Below are 15,518 nucleotides of genomic sequence, written 5' to 3' on the forward strand. Positions count from 1 at the left end.
CGGGTTCTCCCGGGGGGACGTTGAGGTGTGGTGTGGTGTGGTGCGTGCTGCTCTGGAACAGGCATCGGTCAGGCCTCAGTTGAGCATCTGGTGGAGCGCGGGGAAGACGATCAGGACGGTCATCAGCAGCGTCAGGGCGGCCCCCGGCGCGACCATCCGCTCGCTGTCCGCGTTGGCGCGGGCGAGGTCCTCGGCCAGCAGTTCGCCGCGCAGGCCCTTGGCGCGGGCCCGCAGGGTGTCGTACACGGCGGCGCCGTCGTTGCCGGACAGCCGCATGATGTCGGCCACGTCCTGCAGCGGGCTGAGCCCCAACTCCTCGGCCAGCGCGTCGAGTCCGGCCCACGGCGGGAGCCGGTCGGTGGCCGCGCGCTCCAGCGCGTCCCGGATCCGCCGGAACACCACGCCCTGTCCGACCGAGGCGGCCCGGCGCAGCGCCTCGGCGGGGCCGCAGTCGGCGGCCCGCTCCAGCGCGACGAGTTCCAGGTAGGCGGCGATGCCGTGCAGGTACTCGGTCCGGGCCTCCTTGGCCTCGCCCCGCACGATGGCGTCCGGGACGAACCAGAGCAGGCCGGCCAGCAGCGGACCGGCGACCAGCGGCAGGGCGAAGGGCAGTCCGACGTCCATCAGCACGGCCATCGCGCCCAGGTAGGCGGGCAGCATCAGGCCGAGCGCGGCGAACAGCAGCTTGTGCACCATGAACCGGGCCGGGGCGCGGCCGATCAGGGCGAGTTCGCGGCGCGGGACGGAGACCCCGCGCAGGTGGACGGAGCGCTCGCCGATCCGGTCGTACCAGCGCGGCCGCTCGTCCGGGTCCTGCTCGCGGTCGGCGGGGACGGCGTGCAGCCGGTCCAGCGCCTGGTGCAGGTCCGGCGGCGCGGGCCGCAGTTCGGCGACCAGCACGGCGATGCCGCCGGCCGCGACGGCGCCGGCCAGCACGGACCAGGGGGAGATCACCGGACCTCCCCGAGCCGCTCGGCGACGGGCTCCGCCCCGGGCGCCCGCACGCCCGTCCGGCGCCCGCCCCTGCTGCGCCGGTCCGGCGCGAGCAGCCGGGGCACCGGCGGGTGGGAGGCCAGCGCCCGCATCCAGGCGATGATCGCCACGAACAGGGCGGCGACCACGGCGAGGACCAGCTGGCCGAGGAAGGTCCCGTACGGGCGGGTGTACTCGGTGTTGAAGGAGCCGACGGTGACGACCAGCACGATGATGCCGACCAGCCAGCGGATGGTGGTCCGGTGCTTGGCCCGGTCGGCCTCGATGGCGCGACGCTGGCGGACCTCCTCGCGCACCGAGTCGGCCATGTCGGAGAGCGTGCGGGCCAGACCCGGTCCGCTGTCCCCGGCGCGCAGCACGAGCGCGGCCAGCACCTTGTCGGCGGTGGCGTCGGCGAGGCTGTCGGCGAAGGCGTGCAGCGCCTCCTCGGGCCGCCAGCGGGCCTGCAGCCGGGCGGCCAGCTCGCCGATCTCGTCCTCCAGGGCGGTGGGGGCGGTGCGGCGGCTGGTGACGATGGCCTGGTTGAGGCCGACGCCGAGCAGCAGCACGTCGGCGATCCGCTGGGTCCACTCGGAGAGCGCTTCGAGCCGCTCGATCCGGTGGGTGTCCGGGCGGGTGGTGTCGAACAGCCAGGGCAGGCCGAAGACGGCCAGCGGCACCAGCAGCGCGGTCAGCGGGATGCCGGTGAACAGCCAGGCCAGCGGCGCGCCGGCGAGCGCCAGCGGCAGCTGGACCCGGCGCAGCCGGACGATCCGGGGCGCGGCCGCCCCGGGGGCGCCGTACCAGAACACGTGGGCGCGCCCGGCCAGCGGGTTGGACCGCTCCGGCGCGTCCTCGTCGGCCGGCTCGCTGCCGCGGACCCAGGCCACCAGGGCGACCAGGCCGCCCGCGACCGCCAGCCCGCACAGGGCGAACAGCAGCATCACCGCGCGCCACCGCCGATCCGCAGCTGCAGCGGGGTGGCCCAACTCCCGTACCGGGAATCGAGCAGACCCGCGTCGAAGCCGGCCCGGCGCAGGTCGTCCAGGCACTGCGGCGGGGTGTGCGGGACGGCCCGCGGCTCACCGAGGTCCGGCCGGGGGCCGAAGACGGTGTTCAGCGCGGGCCGGCCGCTCTCGCCGAGGCCGGTGACCTCCAGCACGTGGGAGACGAAGCGGTGCCGGCGGCCGCCGACGGCGGTCTCGTCGACCATGGTGACGTGCACGATGAGGTCCAGGGCGTTGGCGGTGAGCCGGTAGGCGAGCGAGTCGGTCATGTGCGAGCCGTACTCCAGGCAGAGTTCGGCGATGCGGTCGACCACCATGTGCGGACCGCGGGCGTGCAGGGTGCACATCGAGCCGCCCTCGCCGTTGGTCATCACCCGGAGCATCGGGACGACCTCGCCGGAGCGGACCTCGCCGACGATGATCCGGGAGAGCGTCATCCGCAGCGCGGCCGGGATGAGGTCGCCGATCGTCAACTCGCCCGCCAGCCGCCCCTCGACGCGCTCGCCGTTGCCCTCGCGGGCCTCCATCGGGACGACCTGGCGCAGGTGGCCGAGGGTGTGCAGCCAGAGCTCGAACTCCGACTCCAGGGTGCCGATCCGCTCGTCCGGCGGGATCTCGGCGGCCATCGCGCGCAGCAGGCTGGTCTTGCCGACGCCCTGGGTGCCGGTGATCATCACGTTCTTCCTGGCCCGGATCGCGGCGGCCAGGAAGGCGGCCAAGGTTCCGTCCAGGGTGCCGAGTTCGACCATCTCGGGCAGGGTCGCGGAGGCCACCCGGTGGCGCCGGATCGCGACGTACGGGCGGGGCGTCACCTCGGTGAGCGCCTGCAGGCGCATGCCGCCCTCCAGCCGCAGCGCCAGGGTCGGGCTGGCGGTGGACAGGCTGCGCTCGCCGCCGCCGTGCTGGCGGGCCAGGTCCTGGAGCAGCTCGATGAGTTCGGCGTCGCTGTCGGCCACCGGCGGGACCTGGCGCAGGGGTTGGTGCACCTTGGAGACCCAGACGTCGTCGCTGCCGTTGATCAGGATGTTCTCGATCTCCGGGTCGTCCAGGTAGGGCTGGAGCCGCCCGGCCCGGAAGAGCAGGTCGAAGACGGCCTCGGCGAGGGCGCGGTCCTGCTCCCGGGTCGGCGGGATGCCGTGGGTCTGCGCGTAGGCGTCGGACCAGCGGGCGACGGACTCCTCGATCAGCGCCCGGCCGCGCTGACGGCGGGTGGCCCGGTCCGGCTCGGCGCCGGAGGCCATGGTCAACCGGCTGATCTGCTGGTGGAGTTCGGCCGCCACCTGGCGCTTGAGCTCACGGGCGACCTGCGGGTCGACAGCCGGCCTGGTGGCGGCGCCGCGCAGGTCCAGCGAGGGCAGCTGGGAGGGGACGGCGGTCGGCCCGCCCGCGCCGGGCGGCACGGGGCCGGGCACGACGGGCTGCGGCGCGACGGGCTGCGACCCGATCGGCTGCGGCGCGACCGGGCCGGTCGCGGGCGCGGGTGCCGGCGTGGCCGCCGGGGTGGTCCAGGGCAGCGCGGCCGGGTCGGCCGCGGGGCGCTGGTGCAGGGGGCTACCGCGCACGGAGCACCTCCCCGGGGTTGTGCGGGTATTGCCCGTTCACCTGCACCTGGCCATCCGTCACGATCGGTTGCTGGAGCGGGTACTGGTCCCCGAGGTCGTCCCGGTCGTCCCGGTCGCCTTGGCCGTCCTGACCGGACCGGCCGGGCGGCTGCGACGACTGCGACGGCTGCACGTGCGCCGGGAACGGCGCCGGCGCGGCCGGCTGCGGTGCCAGCCCGGCCAGCGGCGCCACCGGACCGGTGGTGATCACCGGCGGGACCGGCTGCGGCGGGGTGTACGACGGCGGCTCGGCCTCCACCGGGCCGTACGGCGGCTGCGCGTAGCCGGACTGGCCGTACGGGGCCTGCCGGGCCTGTGGGGCCTGCCAGTTCGCCGTCTGCGCGTACGGGACCTGCCCGTACGGGGCCTGGCCGTACGAGGTCTGCCCGTACGGGCCCGGCCCGTATCCCGCCGGGGCGGGCGTCGGCACCGGCGTCGCCGCCGGTGTCGGCTGGGCCGGCACCGGCGGCGTGGGCACCACCGGGCTCGGCATCGGGCTGGGCACCGCCGTCGCCACCGGAGTGCCGACCGGACCGCCGACCGGAGCGCCCGCCGCCGGGCCCGCCGCCAGCTGACCCGCCGCCGCCCCGGCGCCCGCGCCCGGCGCGAGCCGCTGCCGCCGCCGGCGGACCAGCAGCTGCACCTCGTCCGCCGCCGACCGCGCCGTGCGCATCAGCTCGGAGCGGATGAACCGCCGGTCGGTGGTGTCGCCGCCGTCGGAGAGCACCTTGGCCGTGCGGGTGGCGTACGGCAGCATCCCGAGCACCGGCAGTCCGAGCTCGCGGGCCACCTCCGCCCGCGCGTACGGCCCTTCGGCGACCAGCAGCAGCCCGAGCGCGTCCGGCCCGGTGCCGCCGGAGGCCAGGTCCTCGGCGAGCGCGGACAGCCGGGGCCGGATCGAGCTCAGTCCGCGCAGGGTGGTGCGGACGGTCACCGCGACCACGTCGGCGCGGCGGGCCAGCACCGCGCCGGCGCCGGTGGCACCGGAGCGGCCGAGGTCCACGATGACGTCGTAGCCCTGCTGCTCGATGCCGTGCAGCAGTTCGGCCAGCGGCTCCCAGGTGTAGGCGAGGCCGGGGGCCTGGGTGGGGTCGGTCAGCCCGGGCAGCAGCAGCCGGTCGGCCTCGCCGTCCGGCGAGAGGTCGATCAGCTGCTCCCAGATGGTCTGCGCGAGCAGCCCGCGCCGGTCGGCGACGGCCAGGTTGCGCAGCCCGTACACCGCCTCGACCCGGCCCTCCAGGGCGCCCGCGAGGACCGCGCCGCCGTCCGGGTCGGCCTCGACCAGCAGGATCCGCCGGCCGGGCCGGAGCGGCCAGGCCAGCAGCAGGGCCAGCGCGGTCGTGGTCGCGCCGGGCGCGCCCGGGCCGCCGACCACCGCGATCACCGCCATCAGGCGCCCCCCGTCGTCGGGGCCCCGGAGCCGCCGCCGGACGGCGCCCCGGCGGTCGGCGTGCCCGTGGCGGGCGCCCCGGACGCGGGCGCGCCGCTCGGCGCGGCACCGCCGGGCGCGGCACCGCGCGGGGCCAGCAGCACCTGGATCCGTCCGCTCGCCACCCACTGCGCCAGCCGGGGGCCGTCCGCCGTGCCGACCGCGACGTCGATCACCTGGCTGCCGTCGGTGTCGACCCGGCCGACGGTGATCACCGTCGCGGGCAGCGAGTCGGCCCGGCCGTTGTCGGGCGTGTAGACCACGACCAGCTGCACCCCGGGCTGCAGCCGGCTGGCGGGCAGCTGGCTGCGCTTGGCCGACACGCCGACCACGATCTGCCCGGGCTGCACGGTGAGCCCCTGGGCGAGGTCGCCGCCGGTGAGCATCGCGCCCCGCTTGAGGTCGGTGGCGGCGCGCATGCCGATCGCCTTGTCCCGTGACTGGGCCGAGACCGGGTGCAGCGCCGGGTCGCTCGCGATCCGGGCCACCACCAGGTCGTCCTCGGTGATCACCTGACCCCACGGCACGTCCCGGGCGAGCGCCAGCACCGCGACCCGCTGCCCGGTGCTGTTGTAGAGGACCGCCCCGCCCAGCCCGCCGGCCGCGATCAGCGCGACCGCCATCGCCAGCACCGCCGGGCGCCGCCGCCGGGCCCGCATGGTCCGCGCGGGGGCGTGCGGCACGGCCCGCCCCCGGCCGCGGCCCTTGCCCGCGCCGCCGGACTGCTCCTGCTGCTCGGGGAGCGCCACGGAGGCCCCGGCGCCCGCGGGTGTGCCGGATCCCGGCGTCGCGAATGTACGGTTCTCCACCGGGTTCCGCCCTTCCCTGGTACGTCGTCGGTTCGTCGGTCAGTCGAATCGTCTTCATGCTGCGGTCAGTTGAGGACCTGCACCTCGGCGACCTTGAGCGTGAAGACCGGACTGGTCTGCTGCATGGGGATCTTGAAGGTCCGCGGGTTCGGCCCCCCGACGACGACGGTGGCCTCCCACTTCATCGTCACCGTGGCGGAGTACGCCCCGTCCTTCTGCTTGCCGGACGCGGCCTTGAACACGAAGCCGCAGTCCGGGGACGCCGCGGCGCCGTACTTGGGGTCGTACGGCGTGCCGGCCGTCGTACAGGTGGTCGCGACGCCGGTGCCGAAGTCCCAGTAGGCCTCGACCAGTCGGGGGGTGACGGTGACCGAGATGCCGTTCACCGCCGCGGTCCCCGGAGCGGGCGTGGCGGCGTTGTCGGCCCAGAGCCAGACCGGCGAGTTGACCACCGCCGTGCCGGCGGGCGCCACCCGGCCCACCGGCTTGCCGAAGACGACCCTGTTCTTCGCCTGCTCGACGGCCCTGGAGTCGTCCAGCATGGTCGGCCCGGCCGGCCCGGTGGCGAGGAAGACGACCTGGGCGCCGTCCTGGCCCCCGCCGGTCTGCGGGCAGACCTTCGAGTAGAGCGCGCCGTCCTTGGGGTCGTGGCCCTCCCACGCCGGGTCGCCCGCGGCCGGCGGCTTGTCCAACTCGCGGAAGTAGCAGCCCTGGCCGCTGTCGAACCAGCCCCACTGGGGGTCGTAGCAGGCCCACGGGACGCCGTGGTAGCTGCAGAGCTGCGGGCCGGAGTCCGAACCGCCACCTCCGCCGCCACTCGGTTTCGTCGACCCCGGTCCGGGGGTCTTTCCACCGGAATTGGCGTCGGAGCAGATCACGTTCGGGAAGCACTGCTCGGCCCCGCCGCTCGGTGGTTCGTCCGCCGTCGCCGTCACCGCCGAGGACAACAGCAACCCGGCCGCCGTCGACGCGACGACCGCGAACCGCCGAGCCGGTTTCCGCGCGTTCAGCATGTCCGGTCCACCTCCCGCTTGAACTCGTAGATCAGCCAATGCGCTTGGAACATTCGGAGGGACGTGGTCGCGACATACCTGTTCAGCCGCTGGGCCGGATCCTTCGCGGCCCCGGTGACGGCGTCCACGCGGTGCCAGCCGGTGAGATCGACGCAGTCCTCGATCACCGCGGTCTGCGGATCGGCTTTCAGGTCGACGGACTTGACCACCGGGGAATTGCGCGGCGTTCCGGCCATCACCACTTTGGCGTCGCGCAGTTGACGGAGGCCGGCGAGGGTGTCGGACAGCGCCCGCCCGGAGGAGTACTGCTCCAGCGCGTAACCGTCCGAATCCGATCGCCCGAAGACCTCGGCCTGGACCTGCCACCAGTCCTGATACGCCTTCAGCGCCACCCGGGCCAGCGCCCCTTCCGGGCCGTCGGTCGGCGCGATCGAGGCGTTTGCCGAACCACCCGAAGGAGTTACCGGGCCCACTCCCGCGACAGTGGGCGCCGCCGTCCCGAGATGATCGAGGGAACCGTCGGCACCACCGCTCGCACAAGCGCCGAGCAGCAACACCAGAACCGCCCCGCCGACCCCGACCGCCCCAGGGCGCAACACATTTCCGCGCTGCCGCATCGCCCCACCTCGTCGCGACCGAGTCGATCCGTGATCCACGGCCGCCAGAAGAATTCCGCTGTCCCGCCGGTCTTTCCGCTGGGGATCGATTCTTCGCCAACCCACCCCATCACGGCAACACCTCAGGCCCCCTGACCTTACGCGGAAGGCGGTTCCGTCGGGGCACTTTCCCGCCACAGAACGGCCAACAGTTCTTCGGAAAGCGACAATCCGGCCAATGCGCCCCGAACCGCGGCCCGATTGCGCATCAACAGGCGCCCACCGTGCGGCGGAACGAGCAGGCGCGCGCCCGGCGCACCCGAACTACCGGCCGACTCCCCGCCGTCCGTCAGCGCCGCCACGGCGGGCTGGAGATCGAGCGGGGCGACGGCCGCGGGGGCTCCCGGGACGCCCTCGCGCAGGACGGTGGTCAGGGCCCGGCTGAACGAGCCCTCACCGCCCGGCAGGACGGCGTCCCGGCCCCGTCTGCCCGGGGCGTAGCGCCCGATCCGGCCCCACAGCGGGACCCGCGGGTAGCTCAGCAGTTCGCCGGCACTGTCCTCGCCGCCGCGCTCCAGCGCCGTCCAGGTGTCCCGGTCGGCCACCGCGTCGACCAGCAGCAGGGCCTCTTCCTGGTCGCCGTGCACCATCGCGCTGACCACCCAGTCCCAGGCCAGGCCCCTGCGGTAGGCGTTGTCGGGGGTGCTGCCGCCGGTGACCAGGGCGAGCCGGCGCCCGCGCGGGTCGGCCACCAACTGGCCGACCAGGCACACCACCAGCCAGCGGCCGGGGTGCTGGGCCGCGTCCCGGACGGCGGTCAGCATCGCGTTGGCGTCCGCGTCCGGCGCCGCCGTGGTGACCCGGCAGCCCGCCGCCCCGGTGTCGAAGCACATCCCGGGCAGCACCTCGGCCAGCAGCCGGGCGCCGTCCGGCGCGAGCGCCGCACCGCCGAAGGCCCGGTCCGGCCCGCCGTCCGCCCCGATCACCACCAGATCGACCCCGCCCGCCATCGCTCCCCCCTCCTGGCCGGCCCCGGCGCACCCGGGGCCGCAGCCCGCCGCTGTGGTCCGTCCGCCGCGTGGTTCGCGGGCGGTCCCACCTCTCGCCTCAGCGCTCGCGTCACCGGTCACGTGCGTTCACGTGCCCGTTCCGGCTTCGCGTCACCGACCCGGCCCCGCGGCACCGTTCCGGCTTCGCGTCACCGTTCCGCCGCCGGGCAGGCTATCGCCCCGGACGGACGCCGACGGGGCTCCCGGCCCTCCGCCCAGGGACCATGGGCCCTATCGACGCGCGCGCCGACCGGAGGACGATCGGACGCATGGAGCGCGAGGACCGTGTGGAGACCCTGAGCGAGGCCGAGTGCCTGCGGCTGCTCAGCACCGTGCCCGTCGGGCGCGTGGTGTACACCGAACACGCACTTCCGGCCGTCCTGCCGGTCTCCTTCGAGGTCCTGGACGGGCGGCTGGTGCTCGCCGTGCGCCGGGGGAGCACCACCGCGCGCGGGCTCGACGGCACGGTGGTCGCCTTCCAGGCCGATCTGCTGGACCCGGTGACCCGCACCGGGTGGAGCGTCCTGGTGCACGGGCGGGCCGACGCGGTGAAGGACCCCGAACAGGTGCGGCGGGTGCTGCGCTCCGGCCTGCGGCCGTGGGTGGGCGACCCGGAGCCGCTGTTCATCGCCCTGGCGCCGGAGCTGGTCAGCGGCCGCCGGCTGTTCCCGACCGGGCCGGGCGGGGTTTCCTCCCGAGGGCTCCTGACAGATACCGGTGGGTAGGCATACGCTTCCGGCGTCCTGGCCCCTCCCCGGGCCCGTCCCCCTCCAGGAGCGCACCCGTGACGACCTTCGCCTCCCTCGCCGAGCTGACCTCCGCCGTCGGCACCGAACTGGGCACCAGCGAGTGGCACACCATCGAGCAGCGGCAGATCGACCTGTTCGCCGAGGCGACCGGCGACCACCAGTGGATCCACGTCGACCCGGAGCGGGCCAAGGAGAGCCAGTTCGGCTCGACCATCGCGCACGGCTACCTGACCCAGTCGATGATCCCGGTGCTGGCCAAGGAGTGCTACGCCGTCGAGGGCGTGCGGATGGCGCTGAACTACGGCTCCGAGAAGGTGCGCTTCCCGGCGCCGGTGCCGGTGGGTACGGCGATCCGGGCCACCGCCGAGTTGGTCTCGGCCACCGAGGTGCCCGGCGGCGTCCAGGCCGTGGTGCGCTTCACCGTCACGAGCGAGCGGAGCGCCAAGCCGCACTGCGTCGCGGAGACGATCACCCGCTTCTACGCCTGACGGGTCCCGGGGCCGGGGGCCGGGCCCGGGACCGGGCCCTGCCCGCTGCCGCCGGCGGAGCCCGGCCGGGTACGCCGATTGGACCGCGCCGGGCCCTCCACCAGGTCCGGACGGCCCACGGCGAGTAATCTCCGACGAGATGGTTGTCGTATCGCTGCGACCTCGGCCGTCGCTGCGGTGCGCGCCCCGGCATGCCCGGTAGCCGTGACCGTCCTTGGAGGAGCCGTGCCCCGCCCCGTCCCGTGGTTCTCCCGCCTCGCCGGTCTGTCCTCGCAGTTCGCCCCGCCGCCCGCCGACCGCGCCGCCGACCGCGCCGTCCCCGGACTGGCCGGGCTGTCCCGGGCCGCCTGGCACCGGGTCCGGACGGACGCCTTCGGCGCCGACCCCCGGGGCGAACGGCTCGCCCGGATCCGCCGCTCCCCGCAGTTCGCCGACGGCGCCTTCCGCAACCCCGTGCCGACCCGCCGCCTGGTCTACGAGCGCAGCCCGCTGGAGATCACCCGCGCCCAGCTGACCGGGGACAAGACCCGCCGGTTCCCCGCCGCCGCCGTACCGGTGCACCGGCTGCTCCCGGCCGACCTGGCCGCGCCGCCCGAGTCCGGGCTGCGGCTCACCTGGCTCGGCCACGCCACCGTGCTCGCCGAGATCGGCGGCCGGCGCGTCCTGCTCGACCCGGTCTGGGGCGACCGCTGCTCCCCGTTCGCCTGGACCGGCCCCAAGCGGCTGCACCCCGTACCGCTGCCGCTGTCCGAACTCGGGCCGGTGGACGTCGTGGTGGTCTCCCACGACCACTACGACCACCTGGACATGGCCACCGTCCGGGCACTGATCGGGACGGACGCGGTGTTCGCCGTCCCGCTCGGGGTCGGCGCCCACCTGGAGCACTGGGGTGTGCCGGCCGGACGGATCGTCGAGCTGGACTGGTGGGAGTCCGCCGAGGTCGCCGGACTGACCCTGACCGCCACCCCGGCCCGGCACTACTGCAGCCGCGGCCCGCGCACCAGCTCGCTGTTCCTCTGGGCGTCCTGGGTGGTGTCCGGCGGCGGACACCGGATCTTCCACAGCGGGGACACCGGCTACTTCCCCGGCTTCGCCGAGATCGGCAGCCGGCTCGGCCCGTTCGACGCGACGATGATGCAGGTCGGCGCCTACAGCGACTTCTGGCCCGAGGTGCACATGACGCCCGAGGAGGGCGTACGGGCGCACCTGGACCTGGGCGGCGAACTGCTGCTGCCGATCCACTGGTGCACCTTCAACCTGGCGCTGCACCCGTGGGAGGAGCCGGCCGAGCGGGTGGTCGCCGCCGCCCAGGCGCAGGGCGCCCGCCTCGCGGTGCCGCGCCCGGGCAAGCCCTTCGAGCCCGCCGATCCGCCCGCCCTGCGCCTGTGGTGGCGCGCCGTCACCGCCACCCCGCCCGCGATCGAACCGGTGGTCGGCACACCCGAACCGGCGGCCGAGGCGGCAGCGGCGGCGCAGGTGGCAGCGGAGACGGCGGAGGCGCCGAGGGAACAGGTGACCGAGTTCAGCTGACAACTTTCAACCGACAGAGTTCAGCCGACAACTTTCAGCGAACAGACTTTGAAATCTGTTCGCCGAAATCCGTCATCCGCCCCCGTCACCCCGCGAGAACGTCCCGCAGCGCCCGCGCCTCCTTGACCACCCGGCCCGACCCCGCCCGCGCCGCCGTCGCCGTCACCTCGGCCACCGGACCGCGGGCCCCGGTGCGCCGGGCGCAGTCCGCGGCCAGTGCGATCAGGTCGCCCAGTCCGCGCACGGACGGGCCGGCCTCGCCCAGCAGCCCCGGCAGCGCCGGCCCGAGCACCGACCAGACCGTCGCCCGGGCGCCGGTCTCCGCCGCCATGGCGAGCGCCGCACCCAGCCGGCCGGCCAGGACCGTGCCGCAGGCCACCAGTCCGCCCAGCTCCCGGCCGAGCAGCCCGCCGTCCAGTTCCCCGCGCGCGGCGAGCACCAGCAGGGCGTCCACCGCCGCCGTCCGGTCCTCGGCGTGCCGGGCGCCCAGGCCGTACGCCAGCGCCAGGTGCAGCGCGAGCCCGGCCGGGCCGCCGGCCTCGGCGAGCAGCGGAAGGTGGCGGCCCGCGCCGCGCTCGTCCCGGTCGGCGCCCTGGGCGAAGGTGTCGAGCCAGCGGGCGGCCAGCTCCTCCCGGTGCCAGGGCAGCATCGCGGACCAGTGCGTGACCGGCCGTCGGCTCCAGTCGTCCACCTTGCGGGCGCGGGCGACGCTGGGCTCGGTGCCGTCCAGCAGCGCCCGGAACTCGGGGGCGAGCCGCTCGCCGGCCGGCCCCTCCGGGCCGGGGCCGATGCCCGGCTGGGCGACCGCGACCCGCTCGACGTCCTCCCACCAGCGGTCCCCGTAGGCGTTGGCGCGCCGCACGCCCTGGCCGGGCGCGAACAGCACCCGCTCGGACGGCTGACCGGGCAGGCCGCCGGTGCGCAGCCAGTGCGCGGCCCAGCGCCCGGCCGGGGAGGTGAGCGCCGCGGCGGCCGCAAGGACCGCCTCGTCCGCGCCCGGGCCGACCCTCAGCAGGGCCGCGGACAGGTCGACCGGCCCGGCGGGGACGCCCGCCGCCTCGTAGCCGGCGAGCCGCTCGACCAGCACGGCCGCCGCCAGCGCGCCGGTGGCGTCGGTCGGGGTGGCGAGCAGGTACGGCGGCCGGGTGGCGGTCAGCTGCCAGGCGGCCTCCTCCATCCGGGCGGCGAGCACCGCGCCGTGGACGGTGGTGTGCGGGCCGCGCAGCGGGGAGCGGCCCTTGCCGCAGAGGGCGTCCCAGAGCCGGCGCGGCGCCGTCTCGCCGGCGACCGCGGCCACCACGAACTGGACGCCCCAGGGCGTGCAGTCCCCCCACTGGCCGGCGCCGTTCCAGGGGTGCTCACGGCGGACCGGCTCCAGTGCCTCGATCAGCCCGGCCCGGTCCAGGCGGGCCTGCCGGACCAGGCCGTCCAGGACCCGTTCGAAGGCCGCGACCCCCGGCTCCCGGTCCACGAGCAGGGCGGACAGTTCCTCCGCGAGCTCGGCCGCCGAGGCGACCGGCGCGCCGAGCGGGCTCGGCACCGGGACCGGCGGGAGGAGTTCGTTCCACCCGTTGTCCGGGTCGTCGCCCTCCCCGCCCGAGAGCACACCGAGGGACACGCCGAGCAGCTCGCCGGCCCGCCCGTGGTGGACCGGGTTCAGCGCCTCGGCGGCGAACCGCAGCTCCGGCAGCACCGCCTCGCCCGCCGCCGCGCGGTGCCGGGCCACCACGTTCAGCGCCCGTTCCTGGACGCCCTGGTCCGCGTACCCGAACGCCTCGGCCGCCGAGAGCACCACCGCTCCGGAGCGTTCGGGCGCGCGCCGGGCGGCCCGGTCCAGCCAGCCCAGCTGGGCGCGCACCAGCTTCTTCTCGGTCCGGAAGAGCACCACCGCCGAGGCCTCGTGGAGCACCTCGGGCTCGATCAGCCCGGCCTCGTCCAGCTGCGCGAGCACTCCCTGGGCGTGCCCGGCGATCACCGACAGGCCGTCCAGCAGCGCCACCACGTCCCGGACCCGGGCCGCGTACTCCGCGGGCGTCGGGGCGAGCGCCCGCAGCACGTCCAGGAAGGCCCGCTGGTCGGCCGGGCGGCCGCCGCGCAGCAGCCGGGCCAGGCAGCGGTCGATCACGGCCGCCCGGTCCACCACCCCGGCGGCGGCCAGTTCGCCGATCGCCTCCGTCCAGAGGTCGCCGGGGCGCGGGCTCAGCCGGAACGTCAGGGTGTGGCCGACGTCGGCGAGTTCGAACAGCAGTGGCAGCAGCACCGGGGTGAAGGCGTCGGCCCGCAGCTTGTCGGCCAGGGTGGGGCGCGGGCCGCCCAGGTCGACGGAGCGGTTCAGCCAGTCCCGGACGAAGGACTCGCCGGTCGGCACCTCGCAGCCGGTGCGCCGGACGACGGCCTCGATGAGCTGGTACATCGACCAGCCCCAGGCCCGGGTCGGCCGGGCGGCCAGCCGGGTGGCCACCTCGATCTGCCACTCCCGCGGCTGCGCCTCGACGACCGCGTGCAGTTCGGGGTAGCGGGCCCACTCCCGGGACGTGAAGTCGCCGCCGGCCAGCCAGGCGGCGGCGCCCGCCGGGCCCGGGTGGCACCCGGCCCCGGCCACCAGCAGGGCGCCCTTGGCCTCGATCGCGGTGGGCGTCCAGTCGTCCCTGAGCTCCTTGCGCAGTTCCTTGAGCGCGGCCAGGCAGGCCCGCCGCTGCGCCCGGTCCAGTCCGGCCAGCAGTCCCGGTACCGCCTCGACGAACCCGCTCCGGACGGCCGCGCGCAGTTCCTCCACCGGGTCCGCCGCCACACCGGCCACCGTGTCCTCCACCGTCCTCACGCTCCCGACTCCCCCCGCACCATCCCGACCGCCAGCGCGTGCTTGCACGGCCCGCGCCCGCCCCGGTACGTGCCCCACCACAGGCAGGTGCAGCTCAGCCGCCCCGCCTCGTCCGTCCGCACCCGCTGGATGTGGTCGTCGACCGTGACGACGGCCGTCGCGCCGCCCTCCTCCAGCCGCACCGCGCCCGCCTCGACCAGCGCCCGGGCCGCCCGCAGCCGCGGGTTGGCGGCCTCGGCGCGCCCGGCGTCGTACGGGAGCTGCCGGTGGAAGTAGGCGGCCTCGGCCGTGTCGTAGCCGATCTGCCCGGCGGTGCCGAGCCGGGTGAGCGCGGCGCGGACCCGCTCGGGGCTCAGGCCGGACTGCGCGGCGAGGTCCCCGACCTCGATCCGCGGCTCCCAGGCGAGCAGCACCGACACCAGCTCGGCGTCCTGCTCGGCCGTTCCGGTGGCGAGCGCGTCGAGCACCCCGCCCTCGCCGGAGAAGCCCCGGGAGGCGTCGGGCGAGAGCGTCAGGGTGAGCCGCATGCCGGGCAGCACGGCCTCCCAGGCGGAGGCGGCCGGCGCCCCGGCGGCCACCGGCCCGTACACCCGCAGGGCGAGCGCGTGCCGCAGCACCCGTTGCAGCGCCACCAGCCGCTCGGGCCCGGGCAGGCAGACCGCGCCGGGCACCGGGCGGGTGGTCGGCCGCAACGTCCGCCCGGCCGGGACGACCCAGCCGACGCCGCCGCGCCCGCCGCGCGGCAGCGAGCGCAGGAAGCGCACCGCCTCGGCCACGGGCAGCTCGGCGCGCGGCTCGAAGCCGGCCGCGACCACCTGGGTCTCGGCGAAGCCGCGCAGCCAGCGCTCCGGCAGCGGCACCTTCTTCTCGACCAGCGGGCCGTCGAAGCTGGTGACCTCCAGCGCGTCCGGCCCGACCGCGAGGTGCAGCGGGTCGGCCGGGCCGATCCTGGTCAGCGCCTCGCGCAGCGGGTTGTTGACGTCCACGTTGGTGGTGCCGTGGCCGATCTCGTCGCCGTCGAGCCCGGCCTCCAGCACGTCGAGCCGGGCGTAGACGCCGCAGCAGCCGGAGAAGGACTCGAAGCGCAGCCGGTCCCCGTTGGCGGTGACCACCGGGTCGAGCGAGGCGCGCAGCCGCGGCTGGTGGTAGCGCGCGGCGGCGACGTCCGCGACCGCGAGCAGCGCCGCGGCGGCCGGCGCCGGGTCGGCCAGGAAGCCCGCGAAGAAGCGCGGGTTGGCGGCCGCGCCGAGCGGGGTGGCGCCGCCGGAGGTGGCCAGGTCGAGGCGTCGGCCCCCGGCGCCGTCCAGGACGGCCGACGGGCGCAGATAGGCGTACGCGTGTGCGGATTGCGTCATGCCGAGCACGCTAGGTGAGGGGTCTGACAGTGCACCGGGCCGGCGTCGGACCGGCACGCGACTGGAACGTGTTCTACAGGGCGACCGACTGCCGGACGA

At 76.0% G+C, this 15,518-nt stretch carries 13 protein-coding genes; 3 read left to right on the forward strand and 10 right to left on the reverse strand.

What is annotated here, in order from left to right:
- Positions 1 to 75: 75 nt before the first annotated feature.
- The 8 genes from ACYP53_RS36830 to ACYP53_RS36865 form a co-directional block, all read right to left on the reverse strand.
- Positions 76 to 954 (reverse strand): type II secretion system F family protein, encoded by an 879-nt coding sequence (locus tag ACYP53_RS36830; protein WP_189913692.1) that lies wholly within the window; start codon positions 952 to 954, stop codon positions 76 to 78.
- Entirely contained in the window at positions 951 to 1,916 is a 966-nt protein-coding gene (locus tag ACYP53_RS36835) for a type II secretion system F family protein (protein ID WP_459650608.1), read from the reverse strand. The genes ACYP53_RS36830 and ACYP53_RS36835 overlap by 4 nt, the downstream gene beginning before the upstream one ends.
- On the reverse strand, positions 1,916 to 3,541 hold the full coding sequence (locus ACYP53_RS36840; RefSeq protein ID WP_459650609.1) for a CpaF family protein: 1,626 nt from the start codon (positions 3,539 to 3,541) through the stop codon (positions 1,916 to 1,918). The genes ACYP53_RS36835 and ACYP53_RS36840 overlap by 1 nt, the downstream gene beginning before the upstream one ends.
- A complete protein-coding gene (locus ACYP53_RS36845; RefSeq protein WP_459650610.1) occupies positions 3,531 to 4,970 on the reverse strand; it encodes a CpaE-like family protein in 1,440 nt (479 codons plus the stop codon). Before ACYP53_RS36845 ends, ACYP53_RS36840 begins: the two co-directional genes overlap by 11 nt.
- The gene (locus ACYP53_RS36850; protein ID WP_189913694.1) at positions 4,970 to 5,818 is read right to left on the reverse strand and encodes an SAF domain-containing protein; all 849 of its coding nucleotides are present in this window, start codon (positions 5,816 to 5,818) and stop codon (positions 4,970 to 4,972) included. The genes ACYP53_RS36845 and ACYP53_RS36850 overlap by 1 nt, the downstream gene beginning before the upstream one ends.
- Before the next feature lie 65 nt (positions 5,819 to 5,883).
- Entirely contained in the window at positions 5,884 to 6,831 is a 948-nt protein-coding gene (locus ACYP53_RS36855) for a hypothetical protein (protein ID WP_459650611.1), read from the reverse strand.
- Positions 6,825 to 7,448 carry a hypothetical protein gene (locus ACYP53_RS36860; RefSeq protein ID WP_189913696.1) on the reverse strand — a complete coding sequence of 208 codons (624 nt, stop codon included), beginning with the start codon at positions 7,446 to 7,448 and terminating at the stop codon, positions 6,825 to 6,827. The genes ACYP53_RS36855 and ACYP53_RS36860 overlap by 7 nt, the downstream gene beginning before the upstream one ends.
- A gap of 137 nt (positions 7,449 to 7,585) precedes the next feature.
- Positions 7,586 to 8,437, reverse strand: coding sequence for a hypothetical protein (locus ACYP53_RS36865; protein WP_459650612.1), 852 nt, complete (start codon positions 8,435 to 8,437; stop codon positions 7,586 to 7,588).
- A 308-nt stretch (positions 8,438 to 8,745) separates the two neighbouring features.
- Here ACYP53_RS36865 and ACYP53_RS36870 point away from each other — a divergent pair, with 308 nt between their 5' ends.
- From ACYP53_RS36870 to ACYP53_RS36880, 3 genes are all read left to right on the forward strand, one after another.
- Positions 8,746 to 9,201, forward strand: coding sequence for a pyridoxamine 5'-phosphate oxidase family protein (locus ACYP53_RS36870; RefSeq protein WP_189913698.1), 456 nt, complete (start codon positions 8,746 to 8,748; stop codon positions 9,199 to 9,201).
- 59 nt (positions 9,202 to 9,260) lie between these two features.
- Complete coding sequence (locus ACYP53_RS36875; RefSeq protein WP_189913699.1) at positions 9,261 to 9,713, forward strand: MaoC family dehydratase; 453 nt, start codon at positions 9,261 to 9,263, stop codon at positions 9,711 to 9,713.
- Between the two features lie 324 nt (positions 9,714 to 10,037).
- Positions 10,038 to 11,243 (forward strand): MBL fold metallo-hydrolase, encoded by a 1,206-nt coding sequence (locus ACYP53_RS36880; RefSeq protein WP_459650964.1) that lies wholly within the window; start codon positions 10,038 to 10,040, stop codon positions 11,241 to 11,243.
- Positions 11,244 to 11,328: 85 nt separating this feature from the next.
- Here the strand turns inward: ACYP53_RS36880 and ACYP53_RS36885 are convergent, their stop codons facing one another.
- Positions 11,329 to 14,064: a DUF6493 family protein gene (locus tag ACYP53_RS36885; protein ID WP_459650613.1), complete on the reverse strand. Its 2,736-nt coding sequence runs from the start codon at positions 14,062 to 14,064 to the stop codon at positions 11,329 to 11,331.
- A complete protein-coding gene (locus ACYP53_RS36890) occupies positions 14,061 to 15,419 on the reverse strand; it encodes an SWIM zinc finger family protein (RefSeq protein ID WP_459650614.1) in 1,359 nt (452 codons plus the stop codon). The genes ACYP53_RS36885 and ACYP53_RS36890 overlap by 4 nt, the downstream gene beginning before the upstream one ends.
- Positions 15,420 to 15,518 lie beyond the last annotated feature (99 nt).

Source organism: Kitasatospora sp. Ki12, from assembly GCF_054601375.1.